The 20491-nt window shown below is 34.8% G+C and carries 20 protein-coding genes and 3 tRNA genes; 14 read left to right on the top strand and 9 right to left on the bottom strand.

Annotated features, from left to right (window positions below; translation table 11 throughout):
• The first annotated feature begins 295 nt into the window (after nucleotides 1-295).
• On the top strand, nucleotides 296-820 hold the full coding sequence (locus tag WP_RS04925) for a c-type cytochrome (protein ID WP_007302376.1): 525 nt from the start codon (nucleotides 296-298) through the stop codon (nucleotides 818-820).
• 1 nt (nucleotide 821) lies between these two features.
• Nucleotides 822-1577, top strand: a complete 756-nt coding sequence (locus WP_RS04930) for an alpha/beta hydrolase (protein ID WP_007302377.1) — start codon at nucleotides 822-824, stop codon at nucleotides 1575-1577.
• Between the two features lie 42 nt (nucleotides 1578-1619).
• Here WP_RS04930 and WP_RS04935 read toward each other — a convergent pair whose 3' ends face one another.
• Nucleotides 1620-3533 carry an ATP-dependent helicase gene (locus tag WP_RS04935; RefSeq protein ID WP_007302378.1) on the bottom strand — a complete coding sequence of 638 codons (1914 nt, stop codon included), beginning with the start codon at nucleotides 3531-3533 and terminating at the stop codon, nucleotides 1620-1622.
• Between the two features lie 113 nt (nucleotides 3534-3646).
• Nucleotides 3647-4072, bottom strand: coding sequence for a WD_0964 family protein (locus WP_RS04940; RefSeq protein WP_007302379.1), 426 nt, complete (start codon nucleotides 4070-4072; stop codon nucleotides 3647-3649).
• 186 nt (nucleotides 4073-4258) lie between these two features.
• Between WP_RS04940 and WP_RS04945 the strand changes: the two genes are divergently transcribed.
• From WP_RS04945 to ccmE, 8 genes are read left to right on the top strand one after another with little or no spacing between them, the layout of a single operon-like run.
• Nucleotides 4259-4846 (top strand): NADH-quinone oxidoreductase subunit J, encoded by a 588-nt coding sequence (locus WP_RS04945; RefSeq protein WP_012481965.1) that lies wholly within the window; start codon nucleotides 4259-4261, stop codon nucleotides 4844-4846.
• Nucleotides 4837-5145 (top strand): NADH-quinone oxidoreductase subunit NuoK, encoded by a 309-nt coding sequence (nuoK, locus tag WP_RS04950; protein ID WP_006012916.1) that lies wholly within the window; start codon nucleotides 4837-4839, stop codon nucleotides 5143-5145. The genes WP_RS04945 and nuoK overlap by 10 nt, the downstream gene beginning before the upstream one ends.
• Nucleotides 5142-6989, top strand: a complete 1848-nt coding sequence (gene nuoL, locus WP_RS04955; RefSeq protein WP_012481966.1) for an NADH-quinone oxidoreductase subunit L — start codon at nucleotides 5142-5144, stop codon at nucleotides 6987-6989. Before nuoK ends, nuoL begins: the two co-directional genes overlap by 4 nt.
• Before the next feature lie 3 nt (nucleotides 6990-6992).
• Nucleotides 6993-8435 carry a complex I subunit 4 family protein gene (locus WP_RS04960; RefSeq protein WP_012481967.1) on the top strand — a complete coding sequence of 481 codons (1443 nt, stop codon included), beginning with the start codon at nucleotides 6993-6995 and terminating at the stop codon, nucleotides 8433-8435.
• Nucleotides 8432-9817, top strand: coding sequence for an NADH-quinone oxidoreductase subunit N (locus WP_RS04965; RefSeq protein ID WP_012481968.1), 1386 nt, complete (start codon nucleotides 8432-8434; stop codon nucleotides 9815-9817). The genes WP_RS04960 and WP_RS04965 overlap by 4 nt, the downstream gene beginning before the upstream one ends.
• Nucleotides 9818-9821: 4 nt before the next feature.
• Nucleotides 9822-10658 carry a biotin--[acetyl-CoA-carboxylase] ligase gene (locus WP_RS04970; protein ID WP_007302384.1) on the top strand — a complete coding sequence of 279 codons (837 nt, stop codon included), beginning with the start codon at nucleotides 9822-9824 and terminating at the stop codon, nucleotides 10656-10658.
• Entirely contained in the window at nucleotides 10655-10792 is a 138-nt protein-coding gene (locus WP_RS07570; RefSeq protein WP_007302385.1) for a CcmD-like small membrane protein, read from the top strand. The genes WP_RS04970 and WP_RS07570 overlap by 4 nt, the downstream gene beginning before the upstream one ends.
• The gene (gene ccmE / locus WP_RS04975) at nucleotides 10776-11168 is read left to right on the top strand and encodes a cytochrome c maturation protein CcmE (protein WP_012481969.1); all 393 of its coding nucleotides are present in this window, start codon (nucleotides 10776-10778) and stop codon (nucleotides 11166-11168) included. Before WP_RS07570 ends, ccmE begins: the two co-directional genes overlap by 17 nt.
• Before the next feature lie 75 nt (nucleotides 11169-11243).
• On the opposite strand, the gene WP_RS04980 is transcribed toward ccmE, so the two are convergent.
• From WP_RS04980 to WP_RS04995, 4 genes are all read right to left on the bottom strand, one after another.
• Nucleotides 11244-11708 (bottom strand): hypothetical protein, encoded by a 465-nt coding sequence (locus WP_RS04980; RefSeq protein ID WP_007302387.1) that lies wholly within the window; start codon nucleotides 11706-11708, stop codon nucleotides 11244-11246.
• A gap of 94 nt (nucleotides 11709-11802) precedes the next feature.
• The gene (locus tag WP_RS04985; RefSeq protein WP_007302388.1) at nucleotides 11803-12246 is read right to left on the bottom strand and encodes a hypothetical protein; all 444 of its coding nucleotides are present in this window, start codon (nucleotides 12244-12246) and stop codon (nucleotides 11803-11805) included.
• 46 nt (nucleotides 12247-12292) lie between these two features.
• Complete coding sequence (locus WP_RS04990; protein WP_007302389.1) at nucleotides 12293-13738, bottom strand: magnesium transporter; 1446 nt, start codon at nucleotides 13736-13738, stop codon at nucleotides 12293-12295.
• 200 nt (nucleotides 13739-13938) lie between these two features.
• A tRNA-Ala gene (locus WP_RS04995) sits at nucleotides 13939-14014 on the bottom strand.
• Between the two features lie 300 nt (nucleotides 14015-14314).
• On the opposite strand from WP_RS04995, the gene WP_RS05000 reads away from it, so the two are divergent.
• Together WP_RS05000 and nuoF are read left to right on the top strand one after the other, a co-directional pair.
• Nucleotides 14315-14387 (top strand) — tRNA-Lys (locus WP_RS05000).
• A 17-nt stretch (nucleotides 14388-14404) separates the two neighbouring features.
• Nucleotides 14405-15658: an NADH-quinone oxidoreductase subunit NuoF gene (gene nuoF / locus WP_RS05005; RefSeq protein ID WP_007302390.1), complete on the top strand. Its 1254-nt coding sequence runs from the start codon at nucleotides 14405-14407 to the stop codon at nucleotides 15656-15658.
• Between the two features lie 22 nt (nucleotides 15659-15680).
• Here the strand turns inward: nuoF and infC are convergent, their stop codons facing one another.
• From infC to nuoI, 3 genes are all read right to left on the bottom strand, one after another.
• Nucleotides 15681-16199 (bottom strand): translation initiation factor IF-3, encoded by a 519-nt coding sequence (infC, locus tag WP_RS05010; RefSeq protein ID WP_007302391.1) that lies wholly within the window; start codon nucleotides 16197-16199, stop codon nucleotides 15681-15683.
• Between the two features lie 12 nt (nucleotides 16200-16211).
• Nucleotides 16212-18113 (bottom strand): threonine--tRNA ligase, encoded by a 1902-nt coding sequence (thrS, locus tag WP_RS05015; protein ID WP_007302392.1) that lies wholly within the window; start codon nucleotides 18111-18113, stop codon nucleotides 16212-16214.
• Between the two features lie 185 nt (nucleotides 18114-18298).
• Complete coding sequence (gene nuoI / locus WP_RS05025; protein WP_012481971.1) at nucleotides 18299-18781, bottom strand: NADH-quinone oxidoreductase subunit NuoI; 483 nt, start codon at nucleotides 18779-18781, stop codon at nucleotides 18299-18301.
• A 197-nt stretch (nucleotides 18782-18978) separates the two neighbouring features.
• Here nuoI and mnmE point away from each other — a divergent pair, with 197 nt between their 5' ends.
• Both mnmE and WP_RS05035 read left to right on the top strand, forming a co-directional pair.
• Nucleotides 18979-20307 carry a tRNA uridine-5-carboxymethylaminomethyl(34) synthesis GTPase MnmE gene (gene mnmE / locus WP_RS05030; RefSeq protein WP_007302394.1) on the top strand — a complete coding sequence of 443 codons (1329 nt, stop codon included), beginning with the start codon at nucleotides 18979-18981 and terminating at the stop codon, nucleotides 20305-20307.
• 47 nt (nucleotides 20308-20354) lie between these two features.
• A tRNA-Ser gene (locus WP_RS05035) sits at nucleotides 20355-20439 on the top strand.
• The last annotated feature ends 52 nt before the right edge of the window (nucleotides 20440-20491 follow it).

Below are 20491 nucleotides of genomic sequence, written 5' to 3' on the forward strand. Positions count from 1 at the left end.
AGTACTTTATAAAATTCAGTTTAAATGCTCCTGAATCTTAGGTCAAGCAAACGAACATTATAGAAGTAGTTCCAGTTTCAATCATTGCAGACAAGTTTGCAGGAAATCTATTTTAATATGTTATTCCAGATCATTATGTAATTGAACCACAAGTTACTCCGATAGAAATAGAATTGCAGTCTCCTAACTTAGCTAAGTAATAGAAATTTCTATCTTTGGTGAAATAAAGGTAATTGTTTACTGTTTGCGAAAATATTTGCATAATTTAAGTAACATTACTTGATAAGAATTAACTATGGAGCTTAATAAGATTGCAGCATCGATTTTACTTTCTGGATTAATAATTATGATAGTTAGTAATGTAGTTGATATGCTCTACAACCCAGAGGATTATAAAATTGAACACCAAACAATAGTAGCAGCCAGCAATGAGCCTCAACAAAAGATTGAACAAGTGGCACTTGATATTGGAGAGCTCATGCAGAATGCTAGCTTTGAAAAAGGCAAGTCAGCAGCAAAAAAATGTATAGCTTGTCATAGTTTTGAGAAAGGTGGAATGAATAAAGTGGGGCCAAACTTATGGAACGTGGTTGGAAATAAAAAGGCCCATCTTGGCAGCTCATTCAATTACTCAAAAGCACTACTTGAAAAAGGTGGGAAATGGGAGTATGAGGAGTTATTTGCTTTTTTAAAAAATCCAAAAGCCTACATAAAAGGTACACGTATGGCATTTGCAGGCATTTCCAATCCACAAGAGATTGCAGATCTAGTCAGCTATTTGCGTTCGATGAGCGATAGTCCGGTTGCCTTGCCAAAGTAGTATGAATTATTGTAAATTACTCGATGGAAGTAATGGCCATATAGCATATCGAAAGCTACAAGGAAAGAAGGCTTCTATAGTTTTTTTTAGTGGTTTTGCATCCAATATGGATGGAACTAAAGCAACTGCCGTTTACAAATTTTGCCAAGAAAATGATATAGCACTTGTGCTCTTTGATTATTTTGGCCATGGTAATTCAAGCGGTGATTTTGCTGATTATACAATAAGTGATTGGCAAAAAAATTGTGCTAAAGTGATAAGTGAATTAACTAGCAATAAACAAATAATTATAGGTTCAAGTATGGGAGGATGGCTGATGCTGCTCACTGCTCTTCAATTTCCAGAAAAAATTGCAGCATTAATCGGCATATCGTCTGCTCCTGATTTTACTGAAGATTTGATATTCAAGCAATTGTCAGGCAAGCAAAAAGAAGAACTAGGTTCTAAAGGTGTAATAGATTTTACTTCGGAGCATTGTGCATACAAAATAACTAAAAATCTGATCGAAGACGGTAGAAAGAACCTTCTTTTAAACAGAGAAGCAATAGATATAAACTGTCCTGTGCGCTTATTGCATAGCATTAATGATAAAGATGTTCCTTATCAAACTTCATTGAATTTAGCTGAAAAAATTAAGTCAACAGACGTTGAAGTACACTTAATAAAATCAGCAGAACACAACATGTCTGATAATCATTCACTGAAAATTTTATTTAAGACCATCAGAGAATTTTTGCCAGGAGAAATATATAATTGAAGTAATTCAGATGTGTTTGTCGTAAGAGCTGCAGTTATAGCTTCAACAGTAGGCACTATTCTTGATCACCTCAACATTTTCTCTTGGCAATTCTTTAATAAATCGAGAAGTGCTCATTGGTTGCCACTGATTATTAATTTCCCTCCTATCTGCACATGAAATGATCAACCTTTCTTTTGCTCTAGTTATGCCAACATATGCAAGTCTTCTCTCTTCTTCCAAAGCTTTACCACTTTTATCTTCAAAAGATCTTTGATGAGGAAATAATCCTTCTTCCCAACCAGGTAAAAACACGCACGGGAATTCAAGCCCTTTAGCCGCATGAAGAGTCATAACATATACAGTGTCATCGCTATTCATATTATCCACTTCCATCACCAAACTAATATGCTCCAAGAAGGTTATAGTGCTGTCAAAATTCTTCAAAGATGAAATGAGCTCTTTAACATTTTCTATTCGCGCTAAACCCGTCACTCCTTCATTCTCAAGCATTTCCATATATCCTGATTGATTTGCTACGATTTTAACAAATTCATGCAGTGGTTTTACGCTTACTATTTCTTCCCAAGCTTTAATTTTATTTAAAAAATCATTTAGTGAGAGTTTAATTCTTTCGGTTACTTGATCACTATTAACCAATATTTTTGCTGCCTCAAAAAAAGAAATTTTGTTATCCTGAGCAGTCGTGTATATTTTCTTTAGAGTTGTAGCTCCTATGCTTCTTTTTGGACGATTTACGATCCTTTCAAAAGCGAGATCATCATTATTATTTGTAACAAGCCTCAAATATGCAATTATATCCCTTACTTCTTGACGTTCGTAGAATTTTACGCCACTTATAATCTTATAGGGAATTGAATATTTTATAAAATACTCTTCGAGAACTCTAGTTTGAAAAGTAGCCCTGACGAGCACTGCAATATCACTAAATCTGTATTTATTGAGTTTTAATATCTGTTCGCTTATGAACCTTGCTTCAGCCTTTCCGTCCCACAATTTGATTAGATTTACCTTTTCGCCTTCAATGTTTGTTGTCCACAATTTTTTTTCTAAGCGAGTCTTATTGTGATTGATCACATATGATGCAGTTGCAATTATGTGGGATGTTGACCTGTAGTTACACTCCAGTTTAACGGTTTTTGCATTTTTAAAATCATCGGAAAATTTCAAAATATTTTCAACTTCTGCACCACGCCAACTGTATATCGACTGGTCATCATCTCCTACACAGCAAATATTTGAATGCTCTTTTGCAAGGTATTTTAGCCAAAGATATTGTATTGCATTTGTATCTTGATACTCATCTACCATGACATACTTAAACTTGTTTTGGTAGTAGGACAGAACCTCGGTCTTTTTATTAAAAAGTTGTATGTTATATAACAATAAGTCACCAAAATCAACAGAGTTAAGGAATTTTAACCTTTCCTGATACTGGTAATAGACTTTAAGTGCAGTTACGTAAACTGGCCTAAATGATTGAACATCTTCCACTTCAGACGGCAATAAGCACTTCTCTTTCCATTGCTGAATAATATTCATAATGGTCTTATATTTTTCTGATAGGTAATCAGGATTTATTTCATTGATAATATTTTTTATTACCTGTAATTGGTCATCCACACCAATGATTGTAAAATTGGGGTTTAAGCCCACAATTTCTGCGTGCATGCGCAAAATTTTTGCTGCAATTGCATGGAAAGTGCCAAGCCATGGTATGTTTGTGCCCGTTAGCTCAAGTACCCTTGATACCATCTCATTTGCTGCTTTATTTGTAAATGTAACTGCTAATATCTCATCAGAATAAGCGTGACCGTTTCTAATTATGTGTGCTATTCTTGAAGTAATCGTTCTTGTTTTTCCGGTTCCGGCTCCTGCCAGTATCAAAACTGGCCCATTTATGTTAGTTACAGCTAATTGCTGTTCTGGATTTAACAGTGAGAGATAATCGTTCATTGAAGCTCTATAGATTATAACTTTATAAAGTTAAACCTATGATCCAAATATTGTAAAGGTCTTATTGAACATAACATTCAACTCATTCAAGTACTAGATATTTAAGCGTAGATCTATCTTGTTGGGGTAGCTTCAAGTGTATGGTGAGTAACAACAACTTGATTTGAGATATTGGCATCAAAACTTCTGCTTGTTTGATGAATAGGTGGAGTTTGAAATGGCTTAGGCTTACGATTCGGTTCCTTCATCTTTATTTCCTCAGCTTTAATAGGAAGTTTTTCTGGAACATAGAAGTTATGAATTTCAGCTCGTTCAGTGAAATTTTCATATGTTGCTTTCAACCAAGCTCCAATATCATATATAAAACCATATGCTTTTTCTTTAAATTCTATCAATGATCTACTGAAACTTGCTAATGTGTTATTAAAGTAAATTGTCATATAGTCTCTTGTGGTGTATTGATAACCTTCTCCATTTAATCTGCTATTTTGTGCGTTAGAACTATTGTTGCTTTTGAAGTAACCAAATATGTTGTACATTTTGAGCTACCGCTGACTATTAATATACATACATTATATATTAATAAATCAAGATTGTCAAGAGTGTTTATTGCATTACTGAGGAGTTGAAGCTTGTAGTACGATATTTTCAAATCTTTAATATAGTATTGACTTTACAGCAACAATTACCTTAAGTTAGTAACTATTGTTGCAGTTAAAGTATCGATGCCTTTTTTCTTTTATTTTTTTGCAATTCTCAGCATTTTATCTGCTGTATGCGTAATTAGTGTAAGAAATCCTGTGCATGCAGTATTATTTTTAATTTTCACCTTCGTTAACTCTGCAGTTCTTTTCATTCTCCTTGGAGCTGAGTTCATTGCTATGATGGTGATGATAGTATACATCGGTGCGGTTGCGGTGTTGTTCCTCTTTGTAGTTATGATGCTCGATATTGACTACATAAGGTTGCGCCAGGGTTTTGCAAAGCATTGCACTCTTGGTGCTATGTTGTGTGTTGTGTTTTTTCTAGTCATCAGCTTTGTAATCCGCAGCTCAGCACCGAATATAAGCAATGTTATAAACTATAATACCAATAATGTGAAAGCTATTGGTAATTTGCTGTATACCGACTACATGTACGCTTTTCATCTTTCTGGTATTCTGCTGCTTGTTGCAATTGTCGGTGCAATTGCTCTTACTTTGCAGGACAAGAAAAAAGGAGTTAAAAAACAGAATGTATTAAAGCAATTGACACAATCTTCATCTGTAAAATTAGTTAAGGCTAAATTTGGAAAAGGAGTAGAATGGAAATAGGATTAAATCACTTTTTGATAGTTGCTGCTGTTTTGTTCACTATTGGAGTGTGCGGTATTTTCATCAACCGTAAGAGCATAATCAATATATTGTTATCAATAGAAATATTATTGCTGGCAATTAATATCAACTTAGTTGCTTTTTCTGCCTTTATGAATGATATAGTTGGGCAAATTTTTGTGATGTTTGTGTTGACTGTTGCGGCAGCAGAGTCAGGAGTTGGGCTTGCAATATTGGTTGTATATTATAGAAGCCGTGGCAATATAGATGTTGAACAAGCAAATTTAATGAAAGAATGATGGATATACTGAAATTAATAGTATTTTTGCCACTCTTTGGTTCGCTGTTTGCAGCACTTTTTAGAAAAAGTCAGTTAGTTACAACGGCAGGGATTGGAATATCTGCAGTTTTATCTTGGTATGTTTTTCTCACCTTCTCTGAAAATTATCACTTGAGTTTATTTCCTTTATTTTCATTAAGTGTATTAAAAGTAAATTGGGCAATTAGTGTGGATGCTCTCTCATCCTTAATGCTGATTGTTATTACCACCGTTTCGCTGGTAGTGCATCTCTATTCTATCGGTTATATGGAGCATGATAAGGGGAAGTCGAGGTTTTTTTCTTACCTATCGCTGTTCACATTTTGTATGATTGTGCTGGTTGTAAGCGATAATTTCGTGCAGCTTTTTTTTGGCTGGGAAGGGGTTGGCCTATGTTCTTATTTACTCATAGGATTTTGGTTCCAAAAATATTCTGCAAATAATGCAGCAATTAAAGCATTTGTTGTGAATAGGGTAGGAGACTTTGCACTATTGATTGGAACCTTTCTTATTTATTATACATTTCACTCTTTGAATTTTACTGAAGTTTTTGACACAACTGATCTTCTTGGCACGCAGAACATTAGGGCATTCTGCTGTGAATTCAAAGTAACTCATATAATATGCATATTACTTTTTATTGGCTGTATGGGTAAATCTGCACAGCTTGGTTTACATGTTTGGTTGCCAGATGCAATGGAAGGGCCAACCCCTGTTTCTGCACTCATTCACGCAGCAACGATGGTAACAGCAGGTATATTTTTAGTAGCAAAATGTTCTCCATTATTTGAGCTATCAAATGTGGCACGAGAATTAATAGTTATTGTTGGGGCACTTACTGCTTTCTTTGCAGCTACGGTTGCGATTACTCAGAACGATATAAAAAAAATAATTGCTTATTCAACCTGCAGTCAACTTGGTTATATGTTCATGGCATGTGGGCTTTCTGCTTACAATGTTGCTATTTTTCATTTAATGACACACGCTTTTTTTAAAGCTCTACTATTTCTTGGTGCTGGCAATGTGATTCATGCAATGCATCATGAGCAAAACATTCAGAAAATGGGAAATTGCTGGAAGAAAATCCCTTGCACTTATACTCTCATGTGGATTGGATCTCTTGCGCTTTCTGGAATATTTCCATTTGCAGGTTTTTACTCAAAGGATTTGATAATTGAACATGCTTATAGCACGGATAGCTTTGCTTTTGTAATAAGCTTAGTTGTTGCATTCTTCACAGCGTTTTACTCTTGGAGGTTATTGCTTCTTGTGTTCCACAGCCAAAAACAAAGTAAAATTAATATACATGAGGCACCAAAGATTATGCTTATACCATTACTGATACTCGCTTTTGGATCAGTATTTTCTGGAATATGGGGAGCAAATATTTTGAACATAACTAGTAATGCGTTTTGGAAATCAAGTTTAGTAGTTATTGATGAGCATGGAGTGCGTAATTTCTTTATAAAATTGCTACCAACCTTGGCGAGCCTAAGTGGAATAGCACTTGCGTACCTAATTTACCAATATCAAGTAATTAGGCAAATTAAGAGTAAATTTTTACTTAAGTTTTTGCAGAATAAATGGTACTTTGATGAGGTGTATGAGTTTGTTATCATTGCACCGATAAGGTTTATGTCTAGGCTTCTATGGAAATTTGATGTTAAGGTTATTGATTCATTTGGGCCAAATGGTGTTGTAAGGTTGGTTAATGAATGTTCAAAAAGTTCTATAAAGTTGCAGACTGGTTATATATTTGATTATGCATTTATTATGTTTGTTACTCTAATAATCGGTGCTTTATATATTATTGGAATTAAATAGAAGGTGTTGTTACTTAGTATATTCTTGCTTCCACTGATAGGAGCGTTGATTTTATCCTCGATCAGGATTAATCATCAATCTATACACCTAAAATTCCTTGCCCTATTTTTTGCTATACTTCCATTTTTGCTTAGCATTGTAGCTTGTATAGAATTTGATTATAACAATGCGGACTTTCAGTTTGTCAGCTATCCAATCAAGAATGTAGGAATAGGGATAGATGGTATATCGTTGCTTTTCCTTCTGCTTACAACTTTCTTGTTTGTAATTTGTATACTCTATAACTGCAAAATGAGTTATACGACCCTAAAAGCCTATATGGCATTATTTCTACTGCTTGAGAGTTTTGTAGTCGGTTTTTTCGTTTCACTGAATGCTATAAGCTTTTATGTGTTTTTTGAAGCTGTTTTAATACCAATGTTCTTTATTATTGGCATTTGGGGAGGGAAGCAAAGGATATATGCGACGTTTAAGTTATTTCTTTATACATTAACTGGCTCATTATTATTTCTGCTTGGATTGGTGTATATCTATAGTACTTTTGGGACGTTTAATATACAAAAATTAGCTACATTAGTGCCAAGCCTTGATCTTGAAGTGCAGTCATTGCTGTGGATTACATTTTTTATTTCTTTTGCAATAAAAGTACCTATGTTTCCATTTCACACTTGGCTTCCTGATGCGCATGTGCAATCACCAACTTCTGGATCTGTGATTTTAGCTGGCTTGCTTATTAAAATGGGGGGATATGGATTTTTAAGGTTTTCTATTCCAATGCTTCCTCAGGCAAGTTTGTATTTTTCAAATTTCGTTGTTGTGCTGAGCATTATTGCGGTGATATATGCTTCTCTAGTTGCGTTTGCTCAAGATGATATAAAGAAGTTAATAGCTTATTCTTCAATAGCACATATGGGGATCGTTACTGCTGGCCTCTTTTCATTTTGTGAGGAAGGAGTACTGGGTAGCATATTTCAAATGATTAGTCATGGCCTTATTTCTGCTGCTTTATTTTTATGTGTTGGAATGCTATATACTCGAACTGGAACTTTGGAGATTGCAAAATATTTTGGCATAGTAAACACAATGCCAAAATTTGGTTTTATGTTCATTTTATTTTCAATGGCTTCAATAGGGCTACCTGGAACATCTGGGTTCGCAGGTGAGTTTTTGGCTATGGTTGGGATGTTTAAGAGCATAGGGTTTTTTACAGGATTTATCGCACTTGGCACTATTTTAAGCGCAGTTTATATGCTGAATTTATGTAAGCAAATAATATGGGGGGTTAGCTATTCTAAATTATTAAATAACCGTTTGGATAGCATAGAATTTTCTGTCTTAATTCTGCTTGCAGTGTTTGTTATTTTGCTTGGATTTTACCCAACCCTTGCACTGAATTATTTGAAGCCATGTATGGCAAATTTGTTAGTCAAATATAATGCGCTATGAATTATATACAGATATTGCCGGAAATGTTCTCTATTATCTCCTCGTTAGTGTTGCTACTGCTTGGGATTATATTTAACCGCAGAACTATCAACTTATTAGCACTTGGCTGCACAGTGGTAACTTTAATTATTTTAATTCTTTCGGCAGAAAACAATGAAATTTTTCTCTTTAATTCGTTGTTAAAACTCAATTTATACATCAGGTCAGCCCAAGGGTTAATTCTCAGCACAGGAATTTTAATACTTTTGATGCTGAATTTATCAAAATATGACTATAAATATGAATTTTCAATACTGATTCTTTTTGCACTGTTTGGCATGATAACTTTGGTTTCAGCAAATAGTCTGATCTCTTTTTATTTAGCTTTTGAGTTGATGAGTATATCTTTGTATGTTCTTGCGAGCTTTAATAAAGATTCGATTTATTCATGTGAAGCGGGAGTGAAATATTTTACACTCAGTGCACTATCTTCCTGCATTATGCTATATGGAATGTCGCTGCTTTATGGATATACAGGACAAGTCAATTTCTCTGAGCTCGGTTCATTCTTGCAAAACCATCAGATAACTTATGGAATAGTCTTTGGGTTAGTCTTTGTTCTAATTGGTTTGTGTTTCAAGCTTGCTATTGTTCCTTTTCATATGTGGGCTCCAGATGTTTATCAAGGTGCACCTACCATAGTAACTGCGTTTTTTTCTACGGCCCCAAAAGCTGCACTTGTAACATTTTTAATTCGATTGATGAATGAAGAGTTAGTAAATGTAAAAAGTTATGTTCAGCCTATTTTCTTATACGTTTCAGCATTGTCTGTGCTTATCTCAGCTTTTGGGGCTTTGCGTCAGCAAAACTTAAAAAGGCTGCTTGCTTACAGTTCAATTGGTCACATTGGTTTTATATTTGCTTCACTTTCTATTTTTACACAAGCAGGAACAGATAGTGCCTTAATGTATCTGGTGATATATATCATCACAAGCATAGGGCTATTCTCATATCTCGTACAAATTGACGATGATGATTGTGATATTGCAAATTTATCTGGTATAGGAAAAAAGCAACCAATTTTAGCATTCCATCTTTCTATACTATTACTCTCGATGTCGGGAATACCTCCACTTGCAGGTTTTATCGCTAAATTTTTTATATTCAAAAGTTTAATAAATTCTGGCTTTATCAGCCTGTCTTTGATCCTTGTAATATCGAGTGTGATATCATGCTACTATTATTTAAATATCATGAAAGTTATGTATTTTGATAAAGCTAGTGGTAATAAGGTTGCTTATTCTAAGAGTCTATTCATTATCACTTCAGTGGCTTCACTGATCAATCTCGTTCTTTTCTTGTATGTAGAAGATCTTGACTCACTCATTAAACTAAAGGGCTGACAAGGTGATCCTTGAAGGTTTTCGTATTTATCATTACAAAGAAGTTCCAAGTACTAATAAAGAAGCATTGGGTTTAATTGAGAAAGGGATATCAAATGAAACTGTCATTATTGCTGATAAACAAACAGAAGGCAGGGGACGCACTGGAAAAAGCTGGATTTCTCCAGAGGGTAATCTCTATGCGAGTTTGATAATTAACCAAGAAAAGGATGTCAGCAAATTGACAGAATTGACTTTTGTGACTGCTCTTGCTGTTGGAAATACTTTATTATCGTTAAATTTCTTGAATAATCAAACCCACTGCGGTGTCATTCCAGTGCGTGACACTGGAATCCATACTTTTTCTTCTGGATCCCAGTGTCAAAGCACTGGGATGACAAGAGATCAATTCATAAACGATCTCAATCTTCAACATAAATGGCCAAATGACATTCTAATCGATGGCAAGAAAATAAGCGGAATATTGGTTGAAAAAAAATCCAATTCAAATTGGCTCATTATAGGAATTGGAATTAATGTCAATCATGCGCCACTTCCAGGCACAACGTGCATTAGCAATTACGGTGAATCTGTGTCTAACATGGATCTGTTAAAGGAATTAATAATAAATTTTAATAAGCTAAGAAAGCAATGGCTATTTGATGGGTTTTATGCTATAAGAGAAATGTGGTTAAAAAAAGCATTCAAAATGAATGAGCAAATCAGTGTAAAGTTAGCTGACAAATTGTATGAAGGAATTTTTGCTGATATAGATAAAAGTGGTAAATTGGTGTTGCAGCAAAAGGATGGAAGCTTAATTTATTTTGATGCAGGTGAGTTATTTATTGGCAGTGCATTATGAATACATATGTAATTTTTGCTTACCTTATTAGTTTCATACTGATTGGTGGAAATTTGATTTTTACCGTTTCTTGCTATACTAAAAGTAAAAAAATTCTAGAAAGCCTGAAAGATAATAATGAAGAAGAAACATAAGCGATTACTTATAACTTCAGGAATTTTCTGCTTTTTAAGTTGTGCAGTTTTTTTTATTTTAACAACGCTCAAAGAAAATATCTCATTTTTCTATACAGTAAGTGAGGCAATAGTTTTACCAAATAATCAAAAGCCAATCCGTGTTGGTGGAATGATTGTTGAAAATAGCGTGATACGGAGCGAAAGCGAAGTAATTTTTCAGATGACAGATTTTAATAAGAGCGTTATGGTGAAATATCAGGGAATACTTCCACCAATGTTTTCAGAAAAAAGTGGTGTTGTTGTACAAGGTAAAATGTTTGATAATGGTACCTTTCTTGCAGATACGGTGTTTGCAAAACATGATGAGAACTATAAGCCGAAAGTCCTAAAATAGATTTCCTAATTCAGTTGTATTGAAATGGTATGTGAAAGAAAGCAACAGCCTGCTAGCAAGCTGTTACTTTCCTAACTACCACAATATATCAGAGTGAGTTGGTGCTTCCCATTCTACGTCATTATGGTCAATTATTGCTGCTTTTAATCCTTCAACTTCGCCCCTTAGGTGATCAAGTTCTTCTGCCCATGTTCTATAGTTTTGATTATTATCAATAAATCCATCCTGCTGAATTAACTTATTCAAATGAGATAAACCTTCGGCCAAGTGTTGGTTCATATCAATAAACTCTCCTCTAAGTTGTGCTATGTTCTCCATAATTGAGACACGCAAGCCCGAAACAAACTTCTCGTTTAAATCGCAGACTAACTTATCCATAACTTGATAGACGTAATGAATTGTTGCAATTTTATCTTCAATGTCCTCAAAGTTTGTGGGCTTAACTTCAACTTCTATATTGTCTATTTCTTTAAAGTTGAAATCGCTCATTTGGTTTATTGCTTCAAAGTTATTTTCGCTTTCTTGTTTACTATTATTCATGCTAACTCCTATAAAATTTTAAAATCAACTCAGCTACATTGAAATGGTATGTGAAAAGAGGTAACAGCCTGCTAGCAAGCTGCTACCTTTTTTATTAAAGCAATCCGTTCTCTTCGCCAGTAAATGCAGGAGCTCCTCCAATCTCTGGTATATCATCAAGTCTAGTCTGAAGATCTTTAAGTTTATCGTCTATCTCGCTTGTCTTTGCGCCTATGTTTTCTATAGTTAATGACAGTGGTGTTACTACGCCATTTGTAATCGCCTCACTTATATCGCCGTTATATTTATTAATACTTTTCATCAGACCATCATAAAAATTTTTAAGATTCTTAACGCTTATCGTGATTGCCGGTATAGCATTAATCTCTTCTTCTTTCATGACCTTGGTTATATCAATCCCATCCGGTTTGCTTTTAGTAGTAATCTTCTTTATTTCTGGTGTTACAAAATCTGGTTTATTAAACGCCGGCTTCTGAAGTTGTAATGTACTATTTAATTCAACTCCTTCACTAGAATATAATTTTGTACTTTTACTCATAATAGTTACCTCCTATAAAAAAACTACTTATCTTTATAAATCACTACTATACAAATAACAGTGAGTCATTATTAATGTCTACTATTGTGAAGTCTGGGGCCTGTCCAATTTCTGGCATATCATCCTTGATTTGCTTGAGCATCTCCTTGATTTCCTCGTTATGTTTATTCTGTTCTTCAAGTTTCTCTTTCAATGCATCAATAATAGCATTGGACTGATCTTTACTGCTAAGATCACCAATCACAGACATGACTTTCTCGTGAGGCAATTTGTGAATAATATCTTTCAGCTCTCCTGCACCTAAATTATCCAAAAGTTCTTTAAACTGCTCATTAGACATATTGCGAGCAAAAGCTTGAAGTTTGTCTGGGTTGTCAGCTAAAGACTTAATGATAATCTGAATCTTATTAGAATCAGTTAAATCTCGAGCTACTATTGCAAGTTTATCGTGGTCTAGTTTATTAATTAAATTATGTAACCTATCTCCTTCTAAAGTGTGTACTAGGGCTGGAAGTTGCTCAGACCACAATTCCTTGGAAAGAATGGTCAAATGGTGCTCATCTAAATCTTTTGCTAATTCTACAAGCTGATAATCGTCTATATTATTGATAAGTGCCTTGAACTGATCGACTTTTAAATGAGGTAAAATTTCTCTTACTTGCTCTGGATTTAATTCTCTCACTAGGGCTCCAAGCTGATCATCATTTAAAATAGGAATAATTATTTGTAATTTTTCTGGATTTAGTTCATAAGCAAGAATATGTAATTGGTGATTGGTTAAATGACTCACCAAAGTTTTCCATTGATTATCTGTTAAGTGCTTTACTAAGTTCTCTATTTGGACTTCACTAAGAGTATGGGTAAGAGTTTCTAACTGATCTTCTGTTAGTCCCCCAACAAAAATTTTAGCAAACACCTTTGATAGTATTATATTCTCTGGTATTTTAGATAATATATTTTTTACTGTTTCTTCACTGACGTCCAGCCCAATATATTGTAATGCCTGATTGTCAGGTGAATTAACAATATTTCCTTGATAATCTGAGAAATAATATTTATAAGTATCAGACAATTCTTCCTGTGTTACATAAATGTACTTAGATCTCTCAGATTTAATATCATTACGCAAAGTACCAGAACAACCTTCTTCGCAGTCTACAAAGTACGATTTCATTGATAGCTTGACTAACATATCATTATAATATACAAATGCACAACTGTTTTTTGTATAACATGGTTTATCTCTAGAAAAACTACCTTTCAAAGTATTTCCCTCTTCGTTCCTTATGCAATAAAAGGTATCTCCAAGGATGTTATTGCCGCATAATCTTATTGGTAATTCTATCGTTTCATCTTCTTTTCCCAGTTGCACAAGCTTAACTTTTTTAACCGATTGAAAAAGAGAAAATTCAGGCCAATAGACGTTGTTACCAAATCCTTTTGATAATTCCTCTCCGGGTACCATCTTAAAAACGCGTTTCTTGCTACTCATAAGTATTTCCTAATCAACTTAATTATAGCTATTCTAACATTTATTGATTAATTTATTGTTAAGTTAGTATATATCAGAATTATAATAACACACATTACTTGCATAAAGAAAAGTTATAGAAAGAGGGATTTTTTAGGAAACTAGTATAAAACACTCCTAGATTAAAATAAGCTGACTTTATGATACGCTAGAACCTATATTGGTGGAGGCAAGCGGGATCGAACCGCTGACCTTCTGCGTGCAAAACAGATGCTCTACCAGCTGAGCTATGCCCCCAATTCTTGCTTAAAGCATAAATCACTCACGCTGAAATGCAAGAAATATTTATTTGTGAGGCTATTGCTAAATAGTGCACAAATTCTGCATTTATGTATAATTCTCTATCTTTTTAGAGTTGTACGTCAGCTTTACCAAAATGAATCTTTGAATTAACAAGAAGTTTTCCTTCAAAAATTTTTAATTAAATTATCACTAATGCAGTACATTATGTAATTTATTTAACCACACATGAAAATTTTAGTTTGATTAAAACGGATAAAAACTATATTACTGTTTAGTGTAGCTGAAAAATAAAATGATCCCGTAGCTCAGCCGGTAGAGCAACTGACTTTTAATCAGTGGGTCACGCGTTCGAATCGCGTCGGGATCACTTAGAATCTTAAAAGCATGCTAAAAGAACAGGATAAAATATTCATAAACTTAAATGGTAAAGAAACACCACTACTTGAAGGTGCAAAAAAACGTGGTAGTTGGCAAAAAACAAAGGAATTACTGGATTTAGGATCAGAAAAAATCATTGATGAAGTAAAGAAATCTGGCTTGAGAGGTCGAGGGGGTGCAGGATTTTCTACTGGCCTTAAGTGGAGCTTTATGCCTAAAAATCCTTTAAAAGCGTATTTAGTAGTCAATGCAGATGAGTCAGAACCTGGTACGTGTAAAGATAGAGATATATTACGATATGAGCCACATAAGTTACTTGAGGGAATTCTTCTAGCTGGCAGAGCGATCAGCGCATCAGTTGCATATATTTATATCAGGGGTGAATTTTATAATGAATATTTAGTTCTAAAAAAGGCACTTGAGGAAGCCTATAAAGAAAACTTAATTGGAAAAAATGCCTGCAAATCAGGTTATGATCTTGATGTGTTTATCCATAGGGGTGCAGGAGCTTACATATGTGGGGAAGAAACAGCTCAACTCGAATCCATTGAAGGAAAAAAGGGCTTTCCTCGCATGAAACCTCCATTTCCTGCAGGTGTTGGACTTTTTGGTTGTCCAACTACAATAAACAATGTTGAAACTATAGCCATGGTTCCAGATATTCTAAATCGCGGAGGAGAGTGGTTTGCATCTCTTGGTAAACCAAATAATACTGGCACTAAGGTCTTTTGCATTTCAGGGCATGTAAATAATCCATGTAATGTTGAAGAAGAGCTCGGAATTTCACTGCGTGAATTAATTGAAAAATACGCAGGTGGAGTGAGAGGAGGTTGGGATAATTTACTTGCTGTAATACCTGGTGGGTCTTCAGTCCCACTAATTCCAAAATCTATATGTGATACTATTGAAATGGATTTTGATTCATTAAGGGCTGCACAATCAGGGCTTGGTACTGCTGCTGTAATAGTGATGGATAAATCAACTGACATAATAGCTGCAATAGAAAGATTATCACATTTCTATATGCATGAGTCCTGCGGACAATGTACACCATGCCGTGAAGGCACTGGATGGATGTGGAGGATTATGAGAAGAATGGTAGCAGGAAATATTAAACCTGGTGAAGTAGATAAGCTACTTGACCTTACAACTCAAATAGAAGGGCATACAATTTGTGCACTTGGCGATGCTGCAGCTTGGCCAGTTCAAGGATTAATCAGACATTTTCGTCATATAATTGAAGAGAGGATAGTAACTTAACTTATACTTTTAAATGATTTTACTACTTAGCAGCTAAAGTTAAAGAATATTGATTTCCTTCCCTTTTAGGTGCTAATTCTACTTTTGCAATATCTTCAGCGTCTCTAATTAGCCGTTCTAATTTTTTCAGTCCAACTTCAGTGTTTACAAGCTCTCTCCCTCTAAATCTCATTGTGACTTTAATTCTATGTCCATGCACAAGAAAATCCCTTGCTTGACGCAATTTTGTTTCGTAGTCGTGATCACCAATATTAGGACCCAGTTTAATTTCTTTTATAGTTAATGTTTTTTGTTTCTTTTTTGCTTCACTTGCCTTCTTTTTTATATCATACTTTTGTTTGCTATAGTCCAGAATTTTACATACTGGAGGAGTTGAATCAGGTGCGATTTCTACCAAGTCTAAATTAACACTTTGTGCAACTTCCAAAGCTTTTTCTATTGGAACAATTCCGACCATTTCACCACTATGATCAACTAAGCGTACCTCCTTAGCTGTGATGAGTTCATTAATTCTGTTTTTATTGTTCTTTTTGACTTGCAAATTTTAGCTCCATTAATTCAAATTAATAATCTTTAACAGCAATTCAGTAGCATTCTCCAAAGAAAAAGACTCCTGTTTTTCCGATCCTAAATTTCTCACTGACACAGTTTTATTTGTAACTTCATTTTTGCCTATGATCCATAATATAGGTACCTTACTTGAACTATGCAAACGTATCTTATAGCTAATTTTTTCATTGGTCAAATCAGTTTTGATTCTCACACCTTGTTCTTTTAAAACGTTGCTGATTTCTGTAGCATAACCGTCAGACTCATTTGTAATGGTCAGAATAGCAAGCTGTGTTGGAGCAAGCCAAACTGGAAATTTTCCTGCATAATTTTCTATTAAAATTCCAATAAAACGCTCAAAAGTTCCAAGAATTGCCCTATGTAACATGACAGGGTGATGCTTGTGCCCGTCTGTTCCTATATAAAAAGCTCCAAGCCGCTCCGGTAAAATAAAATCAACTTGCAACGTTCCACATTGCCAATTTCTACCTATTGCATCTTTCAAAATAAACTCTAACTTTGGACCATAAAATGCACCTTCACCAGGATTAAGTTCATAACTAAGCCCTGCTTCTTTAACTGCTTCAAGCAGTGCTCTTTCAGCTCTATCCCACACTTCATCATTACCTGATCTAGTATCTGGACGGTCTGAAAATTTCACAGAAATTTCATTGAACCCAAGTTCTGAATATACTTCTTTTAAAAGGTCACAAAACTTTACAGTTTCAGAATTCACTTGTTTTTCCATACAAAAAATATGTGCATCGTCTTGCGTAAAACCACGCACTCGCATCAGTCCATGCAATGAGCCTGAGCTTTCATTTCTATGGCATGTGCCAAACTCTGCCATACGTATCGGTAAATCACGATAGCTTCTGATGTGAGAATTAAAAATCTGCACATGACAAGGGCAATTCATGGGTTTTATTGCTAGCTTTTTACTTTCAGATTCATCAATAATGAACATATTTTCACGAAACTTATCCCAATGTCCCGATTTTTCCCACAGCTCTTTGCTTACTAAAATAGGGGTTTTCACCTCAAAGTAGCCATTGTTCATTAACTTTTTTCTGATGTAAGACTCAAGAACATTATATAAAGTATATCCCTGTTCATGCCAAAAAATCTGCCCAACAGCTTCCTCTTGAATGTGAAATAAGTCCATATCCTTAGCAATTTTGCGGTGGTCGCGTTTTTCTGCTTCCTCCAGACGTTTAAGATAAGTATTTAATTCATCCTTATTTCTCCACGCGGTGCCATATATTCTTTGCAACATTGGGCCCTTAGAATCGCCACGCCAGTATGCACCTGCCACTTTCATAAGTTTAAACGCTTTAACTCTGCCAGTTGATGGTGAGTGCGGACCACGACATAGGTCTACAAAGTTGCCTTGTTTATAAACAGTTAGGTTTTCGTTTTCTGGTATTGATGAGACAATATCAACCTTGTATCTTTCACCTATATCACTAAAGAAATCAATTGCCTGCTTACGAGTCCAAACTTCTCGGACGAATCTGTGGTTACTTTTTATAATTTCCTTCATTTTTTTTTCTATTGCAGCAAGATCGTCCGTGGTAAAGGTACGATCTGTAGCAAAATCATAGTAGAAACCATCTTGAATTGTTGGCCCGATAGTAATCTGAGTATTAGGAAAGAGCTCTTTTACTGCCTGCGCCATTATATGAGCAGCATCATGCCTTATTATATCTAAACCCGCTTCGTCACTCAGTTGTATTACCTCTATCTCTGTATCAGATTCAATTTCACGTGAGAGATCATACAACTCACCATTTACCTTAAAGGCAATTGCTTCTCTCAAAGCATCCGGTTGTAATATATCAAAGCCAGTGACTCTACCACTGTATTCTTTTACTTTTTGTTCGGCTAAAAAGGTAACTTTTATCATTCATTAGACCTTTTATCATCCCAGTGCTTGACACTGGGATCCATGTTTCTTTCTTTTCTAGATTCCAGCGCCACGCGCTGGAATGACACCAAAAGGTGAGCTACTGATCTTTCAGTTAAATAACAGTTGTACAAGAGATCTATTACATACTTGCTGTAAGAAATTTTAATTGTTGACATACCTAGTTAATAATACGGCCTATTCTTTTTTAACCTGAGTGCAATTGCTTCTTCCCAAACTTCACCATTACGCAATAGCTTTTCTTTATTGTACATTAGCTCCTCTCTTGTTTCAGTAGCAAATTCAAAGTTAGGACCCTCCACAATTGCATCAACTGGACATGCTTCTTGGCAAAGTCCGCAATATATGCATTTTGTCATGTCAATATCATAGCGTGTGGTGCGGCGACTACCGTCTTCTCTTTCCTCTGCTTCAATAACTATTGCTTGAGCAGGGCAGATAACTTCGCATAACTTACAAGCTATGCATCGTTCTTCACCATTTGGATACCTACGCAGCGCATGCTCACCACGAAACCTTGGACTTAAAGGGCCCTTCTCCATAGGATACCTCAAAGTAACCTTTGGTTTGAACATATATTTTAATGTAATAACAAACCCTTTAATTAACTCTACAGAAGACCAATACCAAGCTAATTTCTTGAGCATAATATTTAAAACTTGTGTCAGTCATTATAAATCATATTATCAGTTTTCAAAATAAATATTTTCATCTGGATGACTTTTGTAGTTTTTCTATACAATATATTTACTAATACTGCATTAATATGAATAAGTAATATAAGCAAAAATTTTTTAGATTAGGTATTTCGATTTCTTAAATTGCTAAGTAGTTTATATAAATAATGACAAACACAAATGAAACTATTTTTGCTTTGTCGACCGTATTTGGTAAGTCAGGAGTTGCAGTAATCAGAATTTCAGGCAACTACACCCTTAAAGCTTTAAATCATTTTCATATTAAGAAAAAAATCAAACCAAGATTTGCTACTTTAGTTGATCTATATGATGATTCCAATCAATTGATAGATAATGGAATAATCATCTATTTCCCTGCTCCAAACAGTTTCACTGGCGAGGATGTTATAGAGTTACAAGTGCATGGAAGCAAGGCCGTCATAAAAATCATCTTAGAGAAATTATCAAAAATTTTCGTTATGGCCAGGCCTGGAGAATTCTCACTTAGGGCTTTTCTAAATGGTAAATTTGACTTAACGCAAATAGAAGGAATTGCAGACTTAATTGATGCTGAAACGAAAATGCAAGCTAAACAAGCGATTAAGCAGATATCAGGAGAATTGGAGAGACTATACAGCAATTGGAGGCAAAGATTAATAACGATACAATCCAAAATCGAAGCATATATAGACTTTCCAGAGGACATTTGGGCAGAAAAAAGTGAATTGGAAAAAATTAATAATGAAGTGCAATCTCTCGTGCAGTTGATACAAGAGCATTTAAATGATAATAGACGGGGCGAAAGGTTGCGTGAGGGTTTACATATTGTAATAACTGGTGAACCAAATGTCGGTAAATCAACTCTGTTTAATTTCTTAGCCAAGCGTGATATTGCTATTGTTTCTGAATATGCAGGCACAACAAGAGATATACTTGAAGCTCATATTGACATTGGGGGATACCCAATCATTCTCTCTGATACTGCTGGAATTCGTGAGAGTTCAGATCCAATAGAATCAGAAGGTATAAGTCGAGCGAAAAAAAGGTCTTTTGAAGCTGATTTAAGAATAGAACTATTTCCTTTTGAACAGCGTCATAATATCAATTGCAACGTTGTAAATAGCGATACTATTTATGTATTGAGCAAAGCTGACGATGCAATTAATGACAGAAATATACTGATTGGCGGTGTAGATTTTCTACCTATTTCTATTTTAAAGGGAATAGGTACAAACAAGTTGATCTCTCTCATAAAAAAGAAGGCAGAGGAAAAATTTGGGCATGATAGAGACACTCCTGTGATTACTCGGCAAAGACATAGGAGTCACATGCAGAAAGCACTGGAACATTTACAACGTTTTAAAATCGATAATCCAATTGAGTTGATATCTGAAGACTTGAGGCTTGCTGCATTTGAACTTGGTGCAGTGATTGGAATTATTAATGTTGAGGAAATATTGGATAGTGTGTTTAGTAGCTTTTGTGTAGGCAAGTAAGATTTTTATAGATTGCTTGAAATTAAATATTGTGGTAAAAAAGAGGTGGACGGATGGCCGAGCGGTTTAAGGCACCAGTCTTGAAAACTGACGTACGGAAACGTACCATGGGTTCGAATCCCATTCCGTCCGCACTTACTTCTCAGATTTAAAATGTTAGTTAATTTTTAGAGCTTATTTAGAT

This window comes from Wolbachia endosymbiont of Culex quinquefasciatus Pel, assembly GCF_000073005.1.
In the GTDB taxonomy this organism is placed as follows: domain Bacteria; phylum Pseudomonadota; class Alphaproteobacteria; order Rickettsiales; family Anaplasmataceae; genus Wolbachia.